This window comes from Streptomyces sp. NPDC111802 (genome assembly GCF_055634335.1).
Window position 1 is genome coordinate 155,059 of the sequence record NZ_JBVKCZ010000018.1, and the last position, 15,545, is coordinate 170,603.

The window sequence follows — 15,545 nt, forward strand, 5'->3', positions numbered from 1 at the left end:
CGGCCCCCGTAGCTCAGTGGATAGAGCAGGCGCCTTCTAAGCGCTTGGCCGCAGGTTCGAGTCCTGCCGGGGGCGCACACAGCCTCTCACCTGCGGATACGCGTGAGGGGCTCTTTCGTTTACGGCGCGCACATCGCTCTGTGAGCAAGCGCCTCGCCCTGTACACGATCGCGGGCAGAGACAGGCCCCGCGCCGCGGCGGCAGCAACCCTCGTCGGCGAATCCACACCCGGAGCACGATGTAGCACCAGGTAGCACACCTTCGCTATCGTGGGTTCCATGACAGCGCAGCCCGAGATCACTCAGCGCGATCTGCGGACCCGTTCCAAAGAGATCATGGATGCCGTCCAGGGAGGACAGGCGTTCACCGTCACCCGCGACGGGCACCGTGTCGGCGAGCTGATCCCGCTCCGCCGCCGTCGCCGCTTCGTTCCTCGTGCCGAGTTCGCGGCCATGTCACGCGCCGCCCCCGACATCTCGGTGGACGCCTTCCGCGACGACCAGGACGCCGTCGTCGAGCAGGAGTTGGACGACCCGTATGCCCGTTGAGCACGAGCAAGGCCTGCTCGACACCAACATCATGATCTTGCGCAAGTGGATCGACGCCGACGAGCTGCCCGCCGAGATGGCCATCAGCACCATCACCCTCGCGGAACTCTCGGCAGGCCCCCACCAGGTACGCGGCAGCGACGAGCAGAGCGACTACGACGAACACGCCGAGCGGGCCCGCCGTATGGACGTCCTGCAGCGCGCCGAGAATGAGTTCGACCCCATCCCCTTCGACGTGGAAGCGGCCCGCATGTACGGCAGAGTCTGCGCCGCCGTCGTCTCCGCAGGCCATAAGCCCCGTCGCCGTGTGGCCGACCTGATGATCGCCGCCATCGCGGCCGCCGAGGAACTCCCCCTCTTCACCACCAACCCCGATGACTTCAAGGGCCTCGGCGACCTGATCACCATCGTGCCCGTGACGCGGCCCGAGATCCTGCACGGCCGGTAGTACCGCGCCCGCCCGACGCCGGCGAGCGATGCCTTCGGCGAGGACTTCGTGGTGGCCGGGTGGTGCGTGGGCGGCGGCGTGGAGCTCATCAGCGCGGCGGGCGTACGGCTCGCGAGCGCGGACGCCTGCTTCAGCATGCGCGAGGTCCGCCTGGCCATCGTGGCCGATGCAGGCGGCCTGCGGCGTCTCGTCGGTGTGGTCGGCGAGGGGCAGCTGCGCGAACTTGCCCTGCCCGGCCGTGACTTCGACGCGGCTACCGCCCTGCGGATCGGCCTCGTCAGCCAAGTACTTCCCCACCGCGAGGCGCTGGTTGCCGGCCGCGCGCCGCACGGCCGCGGAGATCGCGGGGAATCCGCCGCCGGCCGTTCAGGACGTCAAGCGGGTGACCGTATCGCCGCCGGCCTGACGTACGTATCCGCACCGGGTCTCTTCACACCGGAGCGGTCCACGTGCTGTCGGTTCGGGTCAGTGCGAAGGCGGCGATGGTGACGGTCACGAGGAGCACGACGGCGAGCAGCAGGGGCGGGGCCGGGGCGCCGTGCAGGGCGGCGGTGGCGCCGACGAGGCCGCCGGCGAACATGGCCGCCACGGAGAGGGTGCGCCGTCCGGCCCTGCCGCCGCTGCCCCCGGCGGCTCGGCTGTCGGAGGCCATGCCGGTGATGGTGAGGCTCCGGCGTTCTGGACGCCGAGGCCCAGTCCGAGGAGCGCGATCAGCCAGTAGCGGACGGCGCCCGCATACGGGGCGGCGACGGTCTCGGCGATGACGTACGCGACCAGAATGAGGAGGGTCTCCAGCAGCAGCGCCTGGTGCAGCAGACGCCCGCGGTGACGGGCGCGGTGCGCGAAGCGGCCGCCCAGCAGGGCGCCGACGGCGAACGCGGCGAGCGCCGCCAGCGAGGCGGCCAGGGAGAATCCGGCGGCGCCGACGATGGCGAAGCACGTTCTGACGAGCCGGCGGACGTGACGTTCCGGCAGACCGGTCCGGTGCGGAGCGCTCGCTTGTGTGACGGCCTTCGTCGTCGCCGCCCCGCCCCCTCTCCCCCCCGCCCTACGCCTACGCCGCCACCGCCGCAGGCCTCCGTGTCAGCCCCAGGTTCCGGTGGATCTCGTATGTCGCCGGTGAGCGGTTCAGGGTGATGTAGTGCAGGCCCGGGGCGCCCTCCGACAGCAGGCGGGCGGCCATCTGCGTGGCGTGGGCGACGCCGATGCGGTGGCCCTCGGCCGGGTTGTCGCGGGCGGCTTCCAGGCGGTGGGCCAGGTCCTCGGGGAAGGAGGCGTGGCTGAGTTGGGCGAAGCGGTGGATCTGGCGGACGTCGGTGGCCGGCATGATCTCCGGGATGACGGGGGTGGTGCAGCCCGCCGCCGTCACCCGGTCACGCAGCCGTAGGTAGTCCTCGGCGTGGAAGAACATCTGCGTGATCGCGTAGTCCGCCCCCGCCCGGCACTTGGCCACGAAGTGCCGGATGTCGCTCTCCCAGTCCGGTGAGCGCGGGTGCCGTTCGGGGAAGGCCGCCACGCCGATGCTGAAGTCGCTGATGTCCCGTACCAGGGAGACGAGTTCGTGGGCGTGGGTGAAGCCCTCGGGGTGCGGGATCCAGGGGCCGTTCGGGTCGCCCGGCGGGTCACCGCGCAGGGCGAGGACGTCATGGACCCCGGCGTCCGCGTACTGACCGATGATGTGGCGCAGTTCGGCCACGCTGTGGCCCACGGCGGTCAGATGGGCGACCGGTCGCAGCGTGGTCTGGGTCGCTATCCGCTTCGTCACCTCGACCGTACGGTCCTTCGAGGACCCTCCCGCCCCGTACGTGACCGACACGAACGTCGGCGACAGCGGCTCGATCCGGCGTACGGCGTCCCACAGGTTGCGGGTGCCGGAGTCGGTCTTCGGCGCGAAGAACTCGAAGGAGAAGGTGGGGGTGCCGGTCGCGAGGTCGCGGGCCAGCACCTCGCGCAGAGTCGTCGTCATGCGTCTGCCCGTCACAGCGTGGCGAGGCCCAGCACCAGCGGGGCGGCCGAGACCAGCACCAGGACGAAGGGCACCGGGGCTCCCTTGACGTCCTTGACGCGCAGGTGGGAGATGACCGCGCCGATGAAGAAGAGCACCACGCCGATGGCGGCGGCGATGCCCAGCGGCCGGTAGAAGATGCCGATCAGCAGGCCCGCGGCGCCGGCGAACTTCAGCAGCGCCAGCATGGTGTACCAGCTGCTCGGGACGCCGAGCCGGGTCAGCGTCTCCACGATGTCCTTGTCCTTGACCAGCATGCTGCGGCCCGAGAACACCAGCAGGAACGACACCAGCACGGCCAGCACGATGTATGCGATGAACATGACTTCTCCGAGGAGTTGAAGTGGTGAGCGGCGGAAGGGAGTTCGGGGAAGGGCGGGGGACGGCCATCGCCTGGGGCGCCGGACCGGCCCCCGCCCCTCGCCGGCGTCAGGCCTGCGGGTTGTAGGGGGACTTGGCGCGGGCCTCGTGCAGCGCGGTGCCCCACCAGGCGAGCTCGTCGAGCATCACCTTGACGGCGCCGGTCGTGCCCTCGGTGTCGGTCGGCGCGCCGTCCTCGCCGAACGCCTCCCAGTAGAACGGGAAGGCCACCCCGTCGCGGATGGTGACGGCGTGCATCTCGGCGAAGACCTGGCGCAGCTGCTCGACGGCGCGCAGGCCGCCGCTCTGGGCGCCGTAGGAGACGAAGCCGACCGGCTTGGCCTGCCACTCGGTGAAGTGCCAGTCGACGAGCGCCTTCAGGGAGGCCGGGAAGCTGTGGTTGTACTCCGGCGTCACCACGACGAAGGCGTCGGCCGCGGCCAGCTTCGCGGAGAGCGGGAGCATCTCGGCCGGCCGCACCTCCTCGGTCGCCATGGCGGGCGGCGTGGCCGGAAGGGCGAGCGGCAGCACCGTCTCGGAGAGGTCGACGACCTCGACGTCGAAGGCACTGTGCTCCTTGGCCAGCCCGGCGAACCAGTTGGTCACGACCTCACCGAACCGGCCCTCGCGGACCGATCCGAGGATGACGGCGAGCTTCAGGGTTTCCGTGGACATGCTGAGTGCTCCTTCATAACGGCAGAAAGGACGGAAAGGGGTAGCAGAGGTGACAGGGGTGACAGGGATGACAGGGGTTCAGCGGTCGGCCTCGGCTCACGCGCCCGCCAAGGATGCCGCGTCGAGCCGGGCCAGTTCGCCGTCGGTGAGCGCGATGTCCGCCGCGGCGACGTTCTCCTCCAGGTGGTCCAGGCGCCGGGTGCCGGGGATCGGGGTGACGGGGATCCCCCAGACCCGGGCCCGGTGGTGCACCCAGGCCAGCGCGATCTGACCGGGGCGCGCACCGTGCCCGGCCGCGATGTCGCGCAGTACGCCGGGCAGGTCCTCCCGGCCCGGAAAGGTGCGGGCGAGCTGTGCCGAGTGGTCGCCCCGGGCGCTGAGCAGCCCGCGCCCGTTCGGCGAGAACGGCACCACGCCGACGCCGAGTTCGGCGCAGACCGGCACCATCGCCTCGATCCGCCGGGCGCCCAGCGACCACTCCGACTGCACGGCGGAGACGGGGTGCACGGCGTGGGCGCGGCGCAGTTCCTCGCCGCTGACCTCGCTGAGCCCGATGTGGCGCACCTTGCCCTCGGCGACCAGGTCGGACATGGCGCCGATGGTCTCCTCCAGCGGCACGTTCACCTGCGGACGGGCCAGGTAGTAGAGGTCTATGACGTCGGTGCCCAGGCGCTTGAGACTCGCCTCGCAGGACGCCCGTACGAAGGGGGCGTCGCCGCGCATCGACCAGCTGTCGCCGGGGCCGAAGACCACCCCGAACCTGGTGCACAGCACGGCCTCGTCGCGGCGGTGGCGGACGGCGCGGCCGACCATCTCCTCGTTGCGGCCGCGGCCGTACATGTCGGAGGTGTCGATCATCGTGGCGCCGAGGTCGAGCGCGTGGTTGATGACGGCGGCCGCCTCGGACGGGCCGGTGAGCGTGGCCGGTTCGGTCATCCGCATGCAGCCCAGTCCCTGGACGGGGACCACCAGGCCGGTGCCGCCCATCGGCGTGGTCGGGAGTGTCGTACGCATCCCTGTCATCCCTTGTCCGCTACGGCGGCCTCGGCGGGGCGTGCCGCGGCCCGGGCGGTCTTGCCGACGAGGCGGTTGATCACCAGGGCGGACAGGGCGCACAGGCCCGCCACCGCCCACAGCACGACATGCCAGGCGTCGGTGTACTGCTCGGCCAGGAAGGCGTGGGACTCGCCGTCGAGGTCGCCCGCGGCGATCCGGCCGGCCTGCTCACGGCCGCCGACGTCGGACTGCATCAGGGTGATCAGGGCGGCGCCGAAGACCGCGAGGACGAGCGCGTTGGCGCCGCCGCGCGCGGTGTTGAGCAGGCCGGAGGCCATGCCGATGCGGTCCGGGGCGACGTGCTCCATCGCCTGGGCGTCGACGAGCGCCGCCGCCAGGCCGTTGCCGACGCCGATCAGCAGCAGCGGGCCGATGAGCTGTACGGCGCCCGAGCCCGGGGTGAGCACGGTCATCCAGGCGTTGCCGCCGGCGATCAGGGCGATGGCCAGGGTGATGAGGAGCCGGGCGGACACGCCCTGGTTCACCAGCTTTCCGGTCAGCGGGGGCACCGCAAGGACCGGCAGGGTCATCGCCAGCATCAGGGTGCCCGCGTCACCGGCGGAGAAGTCGCCGGCGCCCTGGAGGTACGTCGGCAGGTAGACCAGGACGCCGACGGTGCCGACGGCCGTGGTCAGGGCGGCGAGCAGCCAGCCGGTGAAGGGGCCGCCGCGCAGCAGCGCGAGGTCCAGGACGGGGTGCTCGGTGCGCCGTTCCAGGGCGACGAAGACCACCAGCATGAGCAGACCCGCGCCCAGGAAGCCGAGCACCCTGGGGCTGGTCCAGCCCGCCGACGCCACCTGGTTGGTGCCGTACATCAGGCCGATGATGCCGAGGACGAAGGTGACGGTGCCCGGCAGGTCGAACTTCGGCCGGTGCTCGGCGGCGGACTCCTTCAGGACCAGCGTGCCGGCCACCAGTAGGAGCCCCGCGACCGCGAAGGCGCCGAACATCGCGCGCCAGCCGAGGGCGCTGACCAGCCAGCCCGCGAAGGTCGGGCCGAAGGCGAGGCCGACGCCGACCGTGGTGCCGACCATGGCGAAGGCACGGGTGCGGGCGGGCCCCTCGAAGCTGCTGCCCAGGATCGCGCCGCCGCCGGCCATCACCCCGGCCGCGCCCACGCCGGACAGGGTCCGGGCCGCGTCCAGCACCAGCACATGCGGGGCGAACGCGGCGGCGGCCGTACTGGCGACGTAGAGCACGGCCCCGACGGCGAAGATCCGGCGCCGGCCGAAGAGGTCGCCGAGCGAGCCCGCCACCAGCATCAGACAGGAGGCGGCCAGGAAGTAGCCGGTGACCACCCACTGCAGGGCCCCGCCGCTGCCGCCCAGGTCGGCGGCGATGCGCGGGAGCGCGATGCTCGTGCCGGACATCGCCATCGGAACGATCAGATAGCCGAGGAGCACCGACCCCAGGGTCAGCGCGGCCCGGACACGGCCCCCGGAATCCGGAGGGGACTCGGCACCGGACGGCACCCCTGCCTGGTCGAGCTCTTGGGAAGCGCTCATGAAGGTAAAGTACAACGTGCATTGCACTGTGTAAAGTGGTCGTTGTAATCGACCAGGAGGTGCCACGATGGCCAGCGCAGACAGCGGGCAGAACAGGCCGCGCAAGGGGTTCCCGGAGAAGCGGCGGGCCATCCTGGACGCCTCCCGGAAGGTGTTCGGCCGGGTCGGCTACCAGGGCGCGAGCATCGACATGATCGCCACCGAGGCGTCGGTGTCGACGCGCACGATCTACAACCACTTCGAGAACAAGGAACAGCTGTTCTCCACGGTGCTGATCGAGAGCTCGGAGCAGGTCGCAGCGGCCCACGAGGCGATGATCGAGCGATGTCTCGGCGGCACGTCGAGCGCGGCCGGCCTGGAGGCCGATCTGATCGCCCTCGCCAAGGACTGGGTGCGGCCGCGCCCGGAGTTCACCGACCACTTCGCGATCGTCGCCCGGATCAACGCCGAGGGCGAGAACTTCCCCGGCGATCTGCACGACGCCTGGCAGAAGGCCGGCCCGCTGCGAGTGCAGCGCACGCTCGCCGCCCGCATGGCACGGCTCGCCGAGCGCGGACTGCTGCAGGTCCAGGACTCCGAGCTGGCCGCCCAGCACTTCGTGGTCCTGGTCACCAACACCTGGGGCCGGGACCGGGCGGGCGTGGACGCGCTGTCGGACGCCGACACGCACGAGATCGCGGCGGCCGGCGTCCACGCCTTCCTGTACGGCTATCTACCTCGAGGCTGAGCCCACGGCCCAACCGCCCGCTCAGTGCCCGGCGTCGGGGCCCTGCCCCGCGTTCCACACCAGGTCGAAGACGAACCGCCGGATCCGCCAGCCCGCCGGGGTGCGGGCCAGCTCGGCCTCGTAGTGACCGCCGATGTCGAAGTGCGCGGCCGGCTCCTCGCGCTGCCGTACGTGCACCGCCATCAGGTGGGCACGCACACGAGCGCTGTCCTCGTCCCCCTCGGGGTAGAGGTCGACCGTGTAGTTCCCGGCGAGGTGATGGGTGCGCTCGAAGGTCGTACGGGCCATCTGCTGGAAGCCCGCGAGGCCCTCGAAGCCCTTGTACTCGCCGAAGGGGAAGGTGAGTTGGACGTCCTGGGTGAACACCGAGTCGAACCAGGTGTCGTTGTGCCGGTCGGCGTCCAGGTGGTGGACGTAGCGGTCGCACAGCTCGGTGATCGCGGCGCGGTCGGCGAGGGTGCGCACCTGGGCGCGGAGGTCCGCCAACTCGTCGTGGGTGGTGGTCATGACTGCTCCTCTTCTCGAATGCCTTGAATGCCTTGAACAGCTCGAATGGCTCGAATGGCTGGAACGGCTCGAACGGGCGGTGGTTCAGCGGCCGGCGCCGCGCCAGCTGCGCGGGCCGTCGAAGACCTGGGCGCGCTCCAGCCGACGCCAGCGGGCGACGGCGCGGTGGCGGCGGGACAGGTCGTCGGGCTCGGCGCCGACGGCGGCCGTACGGGAGAGCAGGACCGCGGTGAGCGCGGCCAGCTCCTCGGGGCCGGGGCTGCCCTTCTCGACGCGGAACAGCTGGGCGGGAGTGGTACGGCTCATGGCTGCGTCCCCTGTCACTGCGGCGGGTTTCCGTGCTTGCGGCGGGGCAGGTCGGCGTCCTTGCCGGCCAGCATGGCGAGGGCACGGCAGAGCACCGAGCGGGTCTCGCGGGGGTCGATCACGTCGTCGACCAGGCCGCGTTCGGCGGCGTAGTACGGGTGGACCAGCTCGGTCCGGTACTCCTCGATCTTCCGGCGGCGCATCTCCTCGGGGTCCTCGGCCGCGGCGATCTCGCGGCGGAAGACGACGCCCGCGGCGCCCTCGGCACCCATCACCGCGATCTCGTTGGTGGGCCAGGCCAGCGCGATGTCCGCGCCGATGGACCGGGAGTCCATCACGATGTACGCCCCGCCGTAGGCCTTGCGCAGCACCACCGAGACCCGGGGGACGGTGGCGTTGCAGTACGCGTACAGCAGCTTGGCGCCGCGCCGGATGATGCCGTCGTGCTCCTGGTCGACGCCCGGCAGGAAGCCCGGCACATCGACCAGGGTGACCAGCGGGATGTTGAAGGAGTCGCAGAACTGCACGAACCGCGCGCCCTTCTCGCTGGCCCTGATGTCCAGCACTCCGGCCATCGAGGCGGGCTGGTTGGCGACGATGCCGACGACATGGCCGTCGAGGCGGGCCAGCGCGCAGACGAGGTTGGTCGCCCAGGTGGCGTGGATCTCCATGTACTCGCCGTCGTCGACGAGTTCCTCGATCACCGAGCGGATGTCGTACGAGCGGTTGCCGTCCGCGGGGACCAGGTCGAGCAGGCTGTCACCGGAGCGGTCGGCGGGGTCGGCGCCGCGCACCGTGGGCGGCAGTTCGCGGTTGTTGGCGGGCAGCAGGGACAGCAGGTAGCGCACCTCGGCGAGGCAGGTCTCCTCGTCGTCGTAGACGAAGTGCGCGACGCCGGAGACACCGCCGTGCACATCGGCGCCGCCGAGTTCGTTCTGCGAGACCTGCTCGCCGGTGACGGCCTGGACGACGTCGGGGCCGGTGATGAACATCTGGGAGATGTCCCGTACGGCGAAGACGAAGTCGGTCAGCGCGGGCGAGTAGGCGGCGCCGCCCGCGCAGGGGCCGAGCATGACGGAGATCTGCGGGATGACGCCGGAGGCCTTGGTGTTGCGGCGGAAGATGCCGCCGTAGCCGGCGAGCGCGGACACGCCCTCCTGGATGCGGGCGCCGGCGCCGTCGTTGAGGGAGACCAGCGGGGCGCCGGCGGCCAGGGCCATGTCCATCAGCTTGTGGATCTTCTGCGCGTGGGCCTCGCCGAGGGCGCCGCCGAAGATGCGGAAGTCATGGGCGTAGACGAAGACGGTACGGCCGTCGACGGTGCCCCAGCCGGTCACCACTCCGTCCGTGTACGGCCGTTTGGCCTCCAGCCCGAAGCCGACGGCGCGATGCCGGCGCAGTGGCTCGACCTCGGTGAAACTGCCCTTGTCCAGCAGGAGTCCGATGCGTTCGCGGGCGGTCAGCTTGCCCTTGGCGTGCTGCCGTTCGGTGGCCTTCGGGTCGGCTCCCTGGCGGGCCTCCTCCTTGATGTGGCCGAGTTCCTCGACGCGGCGGGGTGTGGTGGTCTCCCCCATGTCCCTCACTCCTCGTGTGTCGGTGTCGGTGTCGCTGTCGGTGGGGGCGGCGCGGGCAGGACCATGGACAGGACCGGCTCCATGGCGGCGATCCGCTCGGCGGCCTCCCGCTGCGGCAACCACGTGATCCGGTCCGGGAGTTCGTGGAGTACGGCCCGGTGGGGCGTCGTCGCCGCGACCGCGACCGCGGCCACATGCTCCGGGCAGCCGTGCAGGTCGGTCACGAGCCAGCCGTCCGGTGCGCGGTGCCCTCCGGCGCTCGCGTGGACGCCGAGGTAGTCGTCGCCGACGCCATGGCTCAGTCCCGTGCCGACGCCCTTGAGGTACGCCTCCTTGCGGCTCCACAGCTCCGCGAAGACCCTCGGCCGGCGCTCGTCCGGCGCCCGCAGCACTTCCCGCCGCTCCGCCGGGTGCAGCCGGGGCAGGCACAGTTCCACCGTCGAGGCGTCCGGCACCCGTTGCACATCCACGCCGACCGGGCTGCCCGCGACGCCGTACAGGACGAGGCCGTGGCTGTGGGACAGGGAGAAGTGCAGCGAGCCCGGCAGGACGGGACGGCCGTGCGCGCCGCCGCAGTACGGGCACGGGGCCCTGCGCAGCCGGAGCAGTCCGGGGGCGACGCCGGTGTACGCCGACAGCAGCCGGCGCAGCCCGATGTGCGCGTGCAGGTAGGCGGACCGTGCGTCGGGCCGCAGGAAACCGGCGGCCCGGCGGCGCTCCTCGCCGTCGAGCTCAGCGACGGCCCGCGGTTCCTCGGCGTCGGCGGGCGGGCGCAGGGCCCACAGGTGCAGTTCGCCGGGGGCGAGGGAGAGTCGGGGGACGGCCGGCGGGAGGGCGCGGGACCGGACGCTCATGAGCTGCCGCCTGCGTCGAGCCCCGCCGCCGCGAGTGCCGCGACCTCGCCGAGCGTCCCCTCGCACAGCAGGTCGGCCGGTATCTCGACGTCCAGCTCACGCTTCAGGGCGAGCGTGAGCTGGAGAGCCAGCAGGGGGTGGACGCCCTGGCGGCGCAGGGGGCGGTCGGTGCTGAGGCGGTGGGCGGGTGGGACGCGGAGGCGGAGTTCCAGTTCCCGGCGCAGAGAGGCCTCCAGGGTGCGCACGCGGGCGTCGGCGGGCATGGCGCGCAGGGCGGCGGTGGCGGGCAGGTACCGGGGGCGTTCCGGGGCCGTACCGGCGGGTCGGGGTGTCATGGCGTACCGCCTTTCGTGGAGTGCTTGTGCTCGCGCGACGGCCGCTCCTGCGCCGTGGGCCGGACGCCCTCGCCACTCCCCCGCCGCTCCACCACCAGCGCCACCACCGCCGCCCCCACCGACACCAGCCCTCCGGCCAACAGCCCGGCGCGCGCCCCCAGTTGCTGGGCGAGCCAGCCGACGAGCAGCGCGCCCAGGGGCGTCGAGCCCTGGAGGATCAGGGTGTAGAGAGCCATCACCCGGCCCCGGTAGTCGGGGTCGCTGCCCAGCTGGATGCGGTGGTTGGCGGCCTGTGCGAAGTACAGGGAGGCGAAGCCGGTCATGGCCAGCAGGACCAGGGCCGACCCGAAGTCGGGGGCCCACGCGGCCGTCGTCTCCAGGGCTCCGAAGGCGAGCGCGGCGAGGACGACCGTACGGGCCGGCGGGCGGGAGCGGCGTCCGGTGCCCACCAGCGCGGCCAGCAGTGAACCGGCCGCGAACGACGTCGTGAGCAGGCCGAAGGAGGCCGCGTCGGCGTGGAAGACGGTCTTGGCGAGCAGGGGCAGGATGAGCTGGAAGTTGAGGCCGAACAGCCCGATGACCGCGATCAGCGCGACCGGCAGGAGCAGGTCCGGACGCGTCGTGACGTACCGCAGCCCGTCGACCACCCCGCCCCGTCCGGCCGCCCGCCCCGACCGGTGCAGCTCCGCCGTCCGCATCATGCGCAGCCCCACCACGGTCCCGGCGTAGCTCGCCGCGTTCAGCAGCATCACCCACCCGGTGCCGAACGCCCCGATCAGCAGCCCGGCGAGGGCAGGGCCCCCGACCCGGGCGACGTTGAAGTACGCGGCGCTGAGCGCGGAGGCGTTGGGCAGCAGCTCCGCGCCGACGAGTTCGCTGACGAAGGACATCCGGGCGGGCACCTCGACCGCGTTGACGCTGCCGAGGGCGAGCGCGAAGAGGTACACGTGCCACAGCCGGGCCGTGCCGGTCAGGTCGAGGAGGGCCAGCGCCAGGGCCAGGGCGCCGGAGAGGGTGTTGGCCCACGCCAGCAGCCGCCGTTTGTCGTGCCGGTCGGCGAGCCGGCCGCCGTACAGGGTGAACAGCATCAGCGGTGTGAACTGCAGTGCCGTCACGGTGGCGAGGGCCGCGGCGGAGTCGCCGGTGAGGGACAGCACCAGCCAGTCCTGCGCCACGACCATCATCCAGGTGCCCGCCACGGAGACGAGCTGACCGGCCGCGAAGAGACGGAAGTTGCGCACCGACAGGGAGCGGAAGCCGCTGGCGAGAGTCATGCCGACCATGGTGGGCACCGCGGGTCAGCGCCCGCCGGGGGCGCACTCGCGCAGGGCGAGACACTCCTCCAGGAAGCCGAGGGCGCGCAGATGGTACGAGCGGGCGGCCCAGCCGAGGCTGATGTTGTGCCCGGCGCCGGGCAGCCGGTCGACCACCACGCGCGGCGCCCCGCCGAACTCGGCCCGCAGCGCCGCGAGGGTGTCGTCGTCGTGCAGCCACCACGCCTCGTACTCGGCGAAGGTGAGCCGCACCGGGACGCGGATCCGCCCGGCCAGCGACGCGAAGCGCTCCGGCCAGCGCGCCGCCTCCTCCCGCTCCCGTACCGGCATGGGGGCGACCACTGTGTCGCTGTGCCGGAAGGTGCCCGGCGGATACAGGCGCAGCTTGCCCCAGTTGCGGGTCCAGTGGCCGTGCCCGCGCTCGTCGGGCAGTTCGCGCGGCGGCACGGCGTAGCGGTGTCCGAGGCCGGAGACGTCCAGGCCGAGCAGGTCGGGTCCGGTGTCGTCGGCGGCCGCGGTGAGGGCGAGTTTGCCGCCGTAGGAGTGGGCGAGCAGGAAGAGTCCGGCGCCGGTGTCGTACCGGAGGGTCAGGTCGTCGAGGGCGGCGTGCAGGGCGGCCGTCTGTTCGGCCAGAGGCTGGCCGTCCGGCAGTACGCCGGCGGAGGCGCCGTAGCCCGGCCGGTCCACGGCGAGGACCGTGTAGCCGAGCCGGGCGCCGAGGCCGAGCAGGGACTGGCCCGGGTGCGCCCGGCCGTCGAAGTAACCGGCGCTCATGCCGCCGCCGTGCAGGGCGACGACGGTGGCGCGGGGCGCGCCGTGCGCGGGCTCGGCGAGCAGCGCGGACAGGGTGAGCCCGGCCGCGTCGAGGGTGATCCGGCGGATGCCGGGGGTGGTGGGCGGGCTGATGACGGTCATGCGTCCCCCGTGAGTCGGCGTCACAGCTGTACGGCGCCGGCGTCGATACAGGACAGCAGGGTCCGGGCCTGGACGTTGACGTAGTGGCCGTGGGCGGTCAGCGCGCCCAGCTGGTCCGGGGTGGCCCACTGGTAGCCGGTGGGCGGTTCCAGCGGGGTCTGGGCGTCGTCGGTCTCGATGAAGAGGTAGCGGCTCTCGGCGTTGAGGAACCTGCCGCCCTCCTCGGAGTGGATCGCCGCGTACCGGACGCGGTCGGCGGGGGCGTCCAGCGCCAGGTCCAGGAACGGCGGGCGGTCGGCGGGCGGCAGGTGCTCCCAGTTGCCGGGGTTGGCCTGCACGGTCGGCGCGAGTTCCACGGTGTCCAGGAACCCGGCCTCCACCTTGGCGTTGACCAGCAGATGCGGCACACCGCCGATACGCCGGTACAGGAAGGCGGTGACCCCGGTGCCGGTCGGCTCGAACAGCGGCTGGTCCCAGCCGGAGACCTCCCGGCTGCCGGCCTCGACCCGGACGCCGACCACCCGGAAGTAGCGGCCGTCGGGGCGCTCGACCACGTCGTCGCCGCGCCGCCAGCCCTCGACCGCGTCGAGCGGGATCCGCCGGATGTCGATGTCGTGCCGGGAGCGCTCGATGGTGAACCAGGACTGCAGTTCGGCGTCGGTGAGCAGGGCACCCGGGCCGGACCGGGCCGGCGGGAAGCAGGCGATGACCGTACGGGCGTCCATGTTGACGAGGTTGTCGCGGCGCAGCAGTTCGCCGAGCTGGCCCAGGGTGAGCCAGCAGAAGTCGTCGTCGAGGGGGACGTCGGTGTCCGCGCCGACCTCGACGAGCATGTTCCGGTTGGCCTTGCGGTAGAACCACGAGCCGTGCTCGGACTGCAGCACGTCCGCGTGGACCAGGGCCCGGCCCGCTCCGGCGAAGTACTCCAGGTACTTCACCTTCGAACCCCGGTGCACGGTGGAGTAGTTGCTCCGGGTCGCCTGCACGGTCGGGGACAGCTGGAGGATGTTGCGGTTGCCGGGTTCCATCTTGGCCTGCATCAGGAAGTGCAGGACGCCGTCGAACTCCTTGGCGAGGATGCCGAGGATGCCGACCTCGGGCTGCCGGATGATGGGCTGCTGCCAGGAGCGCATCGAGCCCTCGCCGAGGTTGACGGTGAGCCCCTCGACGCTGAAGAACTTCCCGGTGTGGTGCACCAGGTTGCCGGTGCCCTCGGCGAAGGACCAGCCGTCGAGCTCGCCGAGCGGGCGGCGCTCCACCCGGAATCGGTGGGCGCGGGCCCGCCCCGCGAGCCAGCCGTCGACGTCGGCGGTGCGCAGGCCGTGCCCGGCGCCGCCGGCGGCGGCCGAGCGGGCCAGGCGGGCGGTCAGGTCCTCGGCGGCGCGGGAGCGCAGCGAGGGGGCGACGGGCGCGGTCACGACAGGTCCTCCTCGCCGCCGGTGACCAAGAACGCGACCGTGCGGCGCAGCGCCTCGTCCAGCGGTGTCGCGGGACGCCAGCCGGTGGCGGTGCGGAACGCCGAGGCGTCGATGGTGACGCTGCGGAAGTCGCCGGCCTCGGCGTGCGCGGGCGGGGTTACGGAGACCACCGGCACGGGAGGCTTGCCCGTCTGCTCGGCGACCAGCGCGGCGACGGTCCTGAAGACCTCGCCGAGCGGCTCGCCCCGGCCGGTGCCGAGCAGCCAGTGCCGGCCGGCGAGCGCGTCCGGGTGGTCGACGGCGGCGGCGAAGGCGCGGGCCACGTCCTCGACGTAGAGCAGGTCGCGGCGGACCGTGCCGTCGTGCCACATGGTGATGGACTCCCCGGACAGGGCGCGGCGCACCATCAGGGTGACGACGCCCTTGTCGCGGGCGGTGGACTCGGGGCCGTAGCCGAAGACGGTGGGCAGCCGGATCGCGGCGCCGCGCAGCACGCCCTCGGCGTCGGCGGCCAGCAGCACCTGCTCGGCGGCGAGCTTCTGACGGTCGTACTCGCCCTTGGGCCGGTCGGTCTCGGTGCCGTCGAGGACGTCCTTCTCCAGCGGGCCGGCCTGCGAGGCGGCGCCCGCCCACAGCACGGTGACCGGGGAGCCCGCGGCGGTACGGCGGTCGCGCAGGGCCTCGACGAGGTCGCGGACCAGGCCGACGTTGACGCGCTCGGCGGCGGTGTCGCCGTCCTCCACGCGCCAGGTGGTGGCGCCGGCGCTGTACAGCACGGTGTGGATCACCACGTCGGCGCCCTCGACCGCCTCGGCGACGGCGCCGGGTGCGGTGAGGTCGGTGGCACGCACCTCGATCTCGGCGCGGGCGTCCGCGGGGACGGGCGCGGGGCGGCGGGAGACGGCACGGATCCGCAGCGGACGCCGGGAGAGTTCACGCAGCACCGCGGAGCCGACGAATCCGGTGGCGCCGAGCAGCACCACGAGCGGGGGGTGCACGGGTGAGGAGTTCACGGGCGGGGGATTCACCGGCGAGGGG

General features: G+C 72.6%; 19 protein-coding genes, 1 tRNA gene and 1 pseudogene. 5 read left to right on the forward strand and 16 right to left on the reverse strand.

Annotation, left to right across the window (positions count from 1 at the left end):
- Positions 1-2: 2 nt before the first annotated feature.
- From ACZ7NC_RS21545 to ACZ7NC_RS21560, 4 genes are all read left to right on the forward strand, one after another.
- Positions 3-75 (forward strand) — tRNA-Arg (locus ACZ7NC_RS21545).
- A 203-nt stretch (positions 76-278) separates the two neighbouring features.
- The gene (locus tag ACZ7NC_RS21550) at positions 279-548 is read left to right on the forward strand and encodes a type II toxin-antitoxin system Phd/YefM family antitoxin (protein WP_471490420.1); all 270 of its coding nucleotides are present in this window, start codon (positions 279-281) and stop codon (positions 546-548) included.
- Positions 538-996, forward strand: coding sequence for a PIN domain-containing protein (locus tag ACZ7NC_RS21555; protein WP_471490422.1), 459 nt, complete (start codon positions 538-540; stop codon positions 994-996). The genes ACZ7NC_RS21550 and ACZ7NC_RS21555 overlap by 11 nt, the downstream gene beginning before the upstream one ends.
- Before the next feature lie 51 nt (positions 997-1,047).
- Positions 1,048-1,485, forward strand: coding sequence for an enoyl-CoA hydratase-related protein (locus tag ACZ7NC_RS21560; protein WP_471490424.1), 438 nt, complete (start codon positions 1,048-1,050; stop codon positions 1,483-1,485).
- Here ACZ7NC_RS21560 and ACZ7NC_RS21565 read toward each other — a convergent pair.
- From ACZ7NC_RS21565 to ACZ7NC_RS21595, 7 genes and pseudogenes are all read right to left on the reverse strand, one after another.
- Positions 1,427-1,648, reverse strand: a complete 222-nt coding sequence (locus tag ACZ7NC_RS21565; protein WP_471490425.1) for a hypothetical protein — start codon at positions 1,646-1,648, stop codon at positions 1,427-1,429. The two genes, ACZ7NC_RS21560 and ACZ7NC_RS21565, sit on opposite strands and share 59 nt — an antisense overlap.
- An 80-nt stretch (positions 1,649-1,728) precedes the next feature.
- Positions 1,729-2,070, reverse strand: a pseudogene (locus ACZ7NC_RS21570) (hypothetical protein); the annotation flags it as partial.
- Positions 2,051-2,962 (reverse strand): methylenetetrahydrofolate reductase [NAD(P)H], encoded by a 912-nt coding sequence (metF, locus tag ACZ7NC_RS21575; RefSeq protein WP_471490427.1) that lies wholly within the window; start codon positions 2,960-2,962, stop codon positions 2,051-2,053. The pseudogene ACZ7NC_RS21570 and the gene metF, both read right to left, overlap by 20 nt.
- An 11-nt stretch (positions 2,963-2,973) precedes the next feature.
- Complete coding sequence (locus tag ACZ7NC_RS21580) at positions 2,974-3,324, reverse strand: DoxX family protein (RefSeq protein ID WP_471490429.1); 351 nt, start codon at positions 3,322-3,324, stop codon at positions 2,974-2,976.
- A 106-nt stretch (positions 3,325-3,430) separates the two neighbouring features.
- The gene (locus tag ACZ7NC_RS21585; protein ID WP_471490431.1) at positions 3,431-4,036 is read right to left on the reverse strand and encodes an NADPH-dependent FMN reductase; all 606 of its coding nucleotides are present in this window, start codon (positions 4,034-4,036) and stop codon (positions 3,431-3,433) included.
- Positions 4,037-4,132: 96 nt separating this feature from the next.
- On the reverse strand, positions 4,133-5,050 hold the full coding sequence (locus ACZ7NC_RS21590) for an aldo/keto reductase (RefSeq protein ID WP_471490432.1): 918 nt from the start codon (positions 5,048-5,050) through the stop codon (positions 4,133-4,135).
- Between the two features lie 5 nt (positions 5,051-5,055).
- On the reverse strand, positions 5,056-6,597 hold the full coding sequence (locus ACZ7NC_RS21595; protein WP_471490433.1) for an MFS transporter: 1,542 nt from the start codon (positions 6,595-6,597) through the stop codon (positions 5,056-5,058).
- Positions 6,598-6,664: 67 nt separating this feature from the next.
- Between ACZ7NC_RS21595 and ACZ7NC_RS21600 the strand changes: the two genes are divergently transcribed.
- On the forward strand, positions 6,665-7,324 hold the full coding sequence (locus ACZ7NC_RS21600) for a TetR/AcrR family transcriptional regulator (RefSeq protein ID WP_471490434.1): 660 nt from the start codon (positions 6,665-6,667) through the stop codon (positions 7,322-7,324).
- A gap of 21 nt (positions 7,325-7,345) precedes the next feature.
- Here the strand turns inward: ACZ7NC_RS21600 and ACZ7NC_RS21605 are convergent, their stop codons facing one another.
- From ACZ7NC_RS21605 to ACZ7NC_RS21645, 9 genes are all read right to left on the reverse strand, one after another.
- Complete coding sequence (locus ACZ7NC_RS21605) at positions 7,346-7,831, reverse strand: nuclear transport factor 2 family protein (protein ID WP_471490435.1); 486 nt, start codon at positions 7,829-7,831, stop codon at positions 7,346-7,348.
- Positions 7,832-7,915: 84 nt separating this feature from the next.
- Positions 7,916-8,137: an acyl-CoA carboxylase subunit epsilon gene (locus tag ACZ7NC_RS21610; RefSeq protein WP_471490436.1), complete on the reverse strand. Its 222-nt coding sequence runs from the start codon at positions 8,135-8,137 to the stop codon at positions 7,916-7,918.
- A 14-nt stretch (positions 8,138-8,151) separates the two neighbouring features.
- Positions 8,152-9,711: an acyl-CoA carboxylase subunit beta gene (locus tag ACZ7NC_RS21615; protein ID WP_471490437.1), complete on the reverse strand. Its 1,560-nt coding sequence runs from the start codon at positions 9,709-9,711 to the stop codon at positions 8,152-8,154.
- A gap of 5 nt (positions 9,712-9,716) precedes the next feature.
- Positions 9,717-10,565 carry a 4'-phosphopantetheinyl transferase family protein gene (locus tag ACZ7NC_RS21620; RefSeq protein ID WP_471490438.1) on the reverse strand — a complete coding sequence of 283 codons (849 nt, stop codon included), beginning with the start codon at positions 10,563-10,565 and terminating at the stop codon, positions 9,717-9,719.
- A complete protein-coding gene (locus ACZ7NC_RS21625; RefSeq protein WP_471490439.1) occupies positions 10,562-10,900 on the reverse strand; it encodes a phosphopantetheine-binding protein in 339 nt (112 codons plus the stop codon). Before ACZ7NC_RS21625 ends, ACZ7NC_RS21620 begins: the two co-directional genes overlap by 4 nt.
- On the reverse strand, positions 10,897-12,174 hold the full coding sequence (locus ACZ7NC_RS21630; protein WP_471490441.1) for an MFS transporter: 1,278 nt from the start codon (positions 12,172-12,174) through the stop codon (positions 10,897-10,899). The genes ACZ7NC_RS21625 and ACZ7NC_RS21630 overlap by 4 nt, the downstream gene beginning before the upstream one ends.
- 24 nt (positions 12,175-12,198) lie before the next feature.
- Positions 12,199-13,089 carry an alpha/beta hydrolase gene (locus tag ACZ7NC_RS21635; RefSeq protein ID WP_471490443.1) on the reverse strand — a complete coding sequence of 297 codons (891 nt, stop codon included), beginning with the start codon at positions 13,087-13,089 and terminating at the stop codon, positions 12,199-12,201.
- A gap of 20 nt (positions 13,090-13,109) precedes the next feature.
- A complete protein-coding gene (locus ACZ7NC_RS21640; protein WP_471490444.1) occupies positions 13,110-14,507 on the reverse strand; it encodes an NDP-hexose 2,3-dehydratase family protein in 1,398 nt (465 codons plus the stop codon).
- A complete protein-coding gene (locus ACZ7NC_RS21645) occupies positions 14,504-15,520 on the reverse strand; it encodes an NAD-dependent epimerase/dehydratase family protein (RefSeq protein ID WP_471490446.1) in 1,017 nt (338 codons plus the stop codon). Before ACZ7NC_RS21645 ends, ACZ7NC_RS21640 begins: the two co-directional genes overlap by 4 nt.
- Between the last annotated feature and the right edge of the window lie 25 nt (positions 15,521-15,545).

What these genes read in the sequence shown, in the direction of transcription:
- ACZ7NC_RS21550 (WP_471490420.1), top strand. Translation starts at nt 279, where the DNA reads ATGACAGCGCAGCCCGAGATCACTCAGCGCGATCTGCGGACCCGTTCC.
- ACZ7NC_RS21555 (WP_471490422.1), top strand. Translation starts at nt 538, where the DNA reads ATGCCCGTTGAGCACGAGCAAGGCCTGCTCGACACCAACATCATGATC.
- ACZ7NC_RS21565 (WP_471490425.1), bottom strand. Translation starts at nt 1,648, where the DNA reads ATGGCCTCCGACAGCCGAGCCGCCGGGGGCAGCGGCGGCAGGGCCGGA.
- metF (WP_471490427.1), bottom strand. Translation starts at nt 2,962, where the DNA reads ATGACGACGACTCTGCGCGAGGTGCTGGCCCGCGACCTCGCGACCGGC.
- ACZ7NC_RS21580 (WP_471490429.1), bottom strand. Translation starts at nt 3,324, where the DNA reads ATGTTCATCGCATACATCGTGCTGGCCGTGCTGGTGTCGTTCCTGCTG.
- ACZ7NC_RS21585 (WP_471490431.1), bottom strand. Translation starts at nt 4,036, where the DNA reads ATGTCCACGGAAACCCTGAAGCTCGCCGTCATCCTCGGATCGGTCCGC.
- ACZ7NC_RS21590 (WP_471490432.1), bottom strand. Translation starts at nt 5,050, where the DNA reads ATGCGTACGACACTCCCGACCACGCCGATGGGCGGCACCGGCCTGGTG.
- ACZ7NC_RS21595 (WP_471490433.1), bottom strand. Translation starts at nt 6,597, where the DNA reads ATGAGCGCTTCCCAAGAGCTCGACCAGGCAGGGGTGCCGTCCGGTGCC.
- ACZ7NC_RS21600 (WP_471490434.1), top strand. Translation starts at nt 6,665, where the DNA reads ATGGCCAGCGCAGACAGCGGGCAGAACAGGCCGCGCAAGGGGTTCCCG.
- ACZ7NC_RS21605 (WP_471490435.1), bottom strand. Translation starts at nt 7,831, where the DNA reads ATGACCACCACCCACGACGAGTTGGCGGACCTCCGCGCCCAGGTGCGC.
- ACZ7NC_RS21610 (WP_471490436.1), bottom strand. Translation starts at nt 8,137, where the DNA reads ATGAGCCGTACCACTCCCGCCCAGCTGTTCCGCGTCGAGAAGGGCAGC.
- ACZ7NC_RS21615 (WP_471490437.1), bottom strand. Translation starts at nt 9,711, where the DNA reads ATGGGGGAGACCACCACACCCCGCCGCGTCGAGGAACTCGGCCACATC.
- ACZ7NC_RS21620 (WP_471490438.1), bottom strand. Translation starts at nt 10,565, where the DNA reads ATGAGCGTCCGGTCCCGCGCCCTCCCGCCGGCCGTCCCCCGACTCTCC.
- ACZ7NC_RS21625 (WP_471490439.1), bottom strand. Translation starts at nt 10,900, where the DNA reads ATGACACCCCGACCCGCCGGTACGGCCCCGGAACGCCCCCGGTACCTG.
- ACZ7NC_RS21630 (WP_471490441.1), bottom strand. Translation starts at nt 12,174, where the DNA reads ATGACTCTCGCCAGCGGCTTCCGCTCCCTGTCGGTGCGCAACTTCCGT.
- ACZ7NC_RS21635 (WP_471490443.1), bottom strand. Translation starts at nt 13,089, where the DNA reads ATGACCGTCATCAGCCCGCCCACCACCCCCGGCATCCGCCGGATCACC.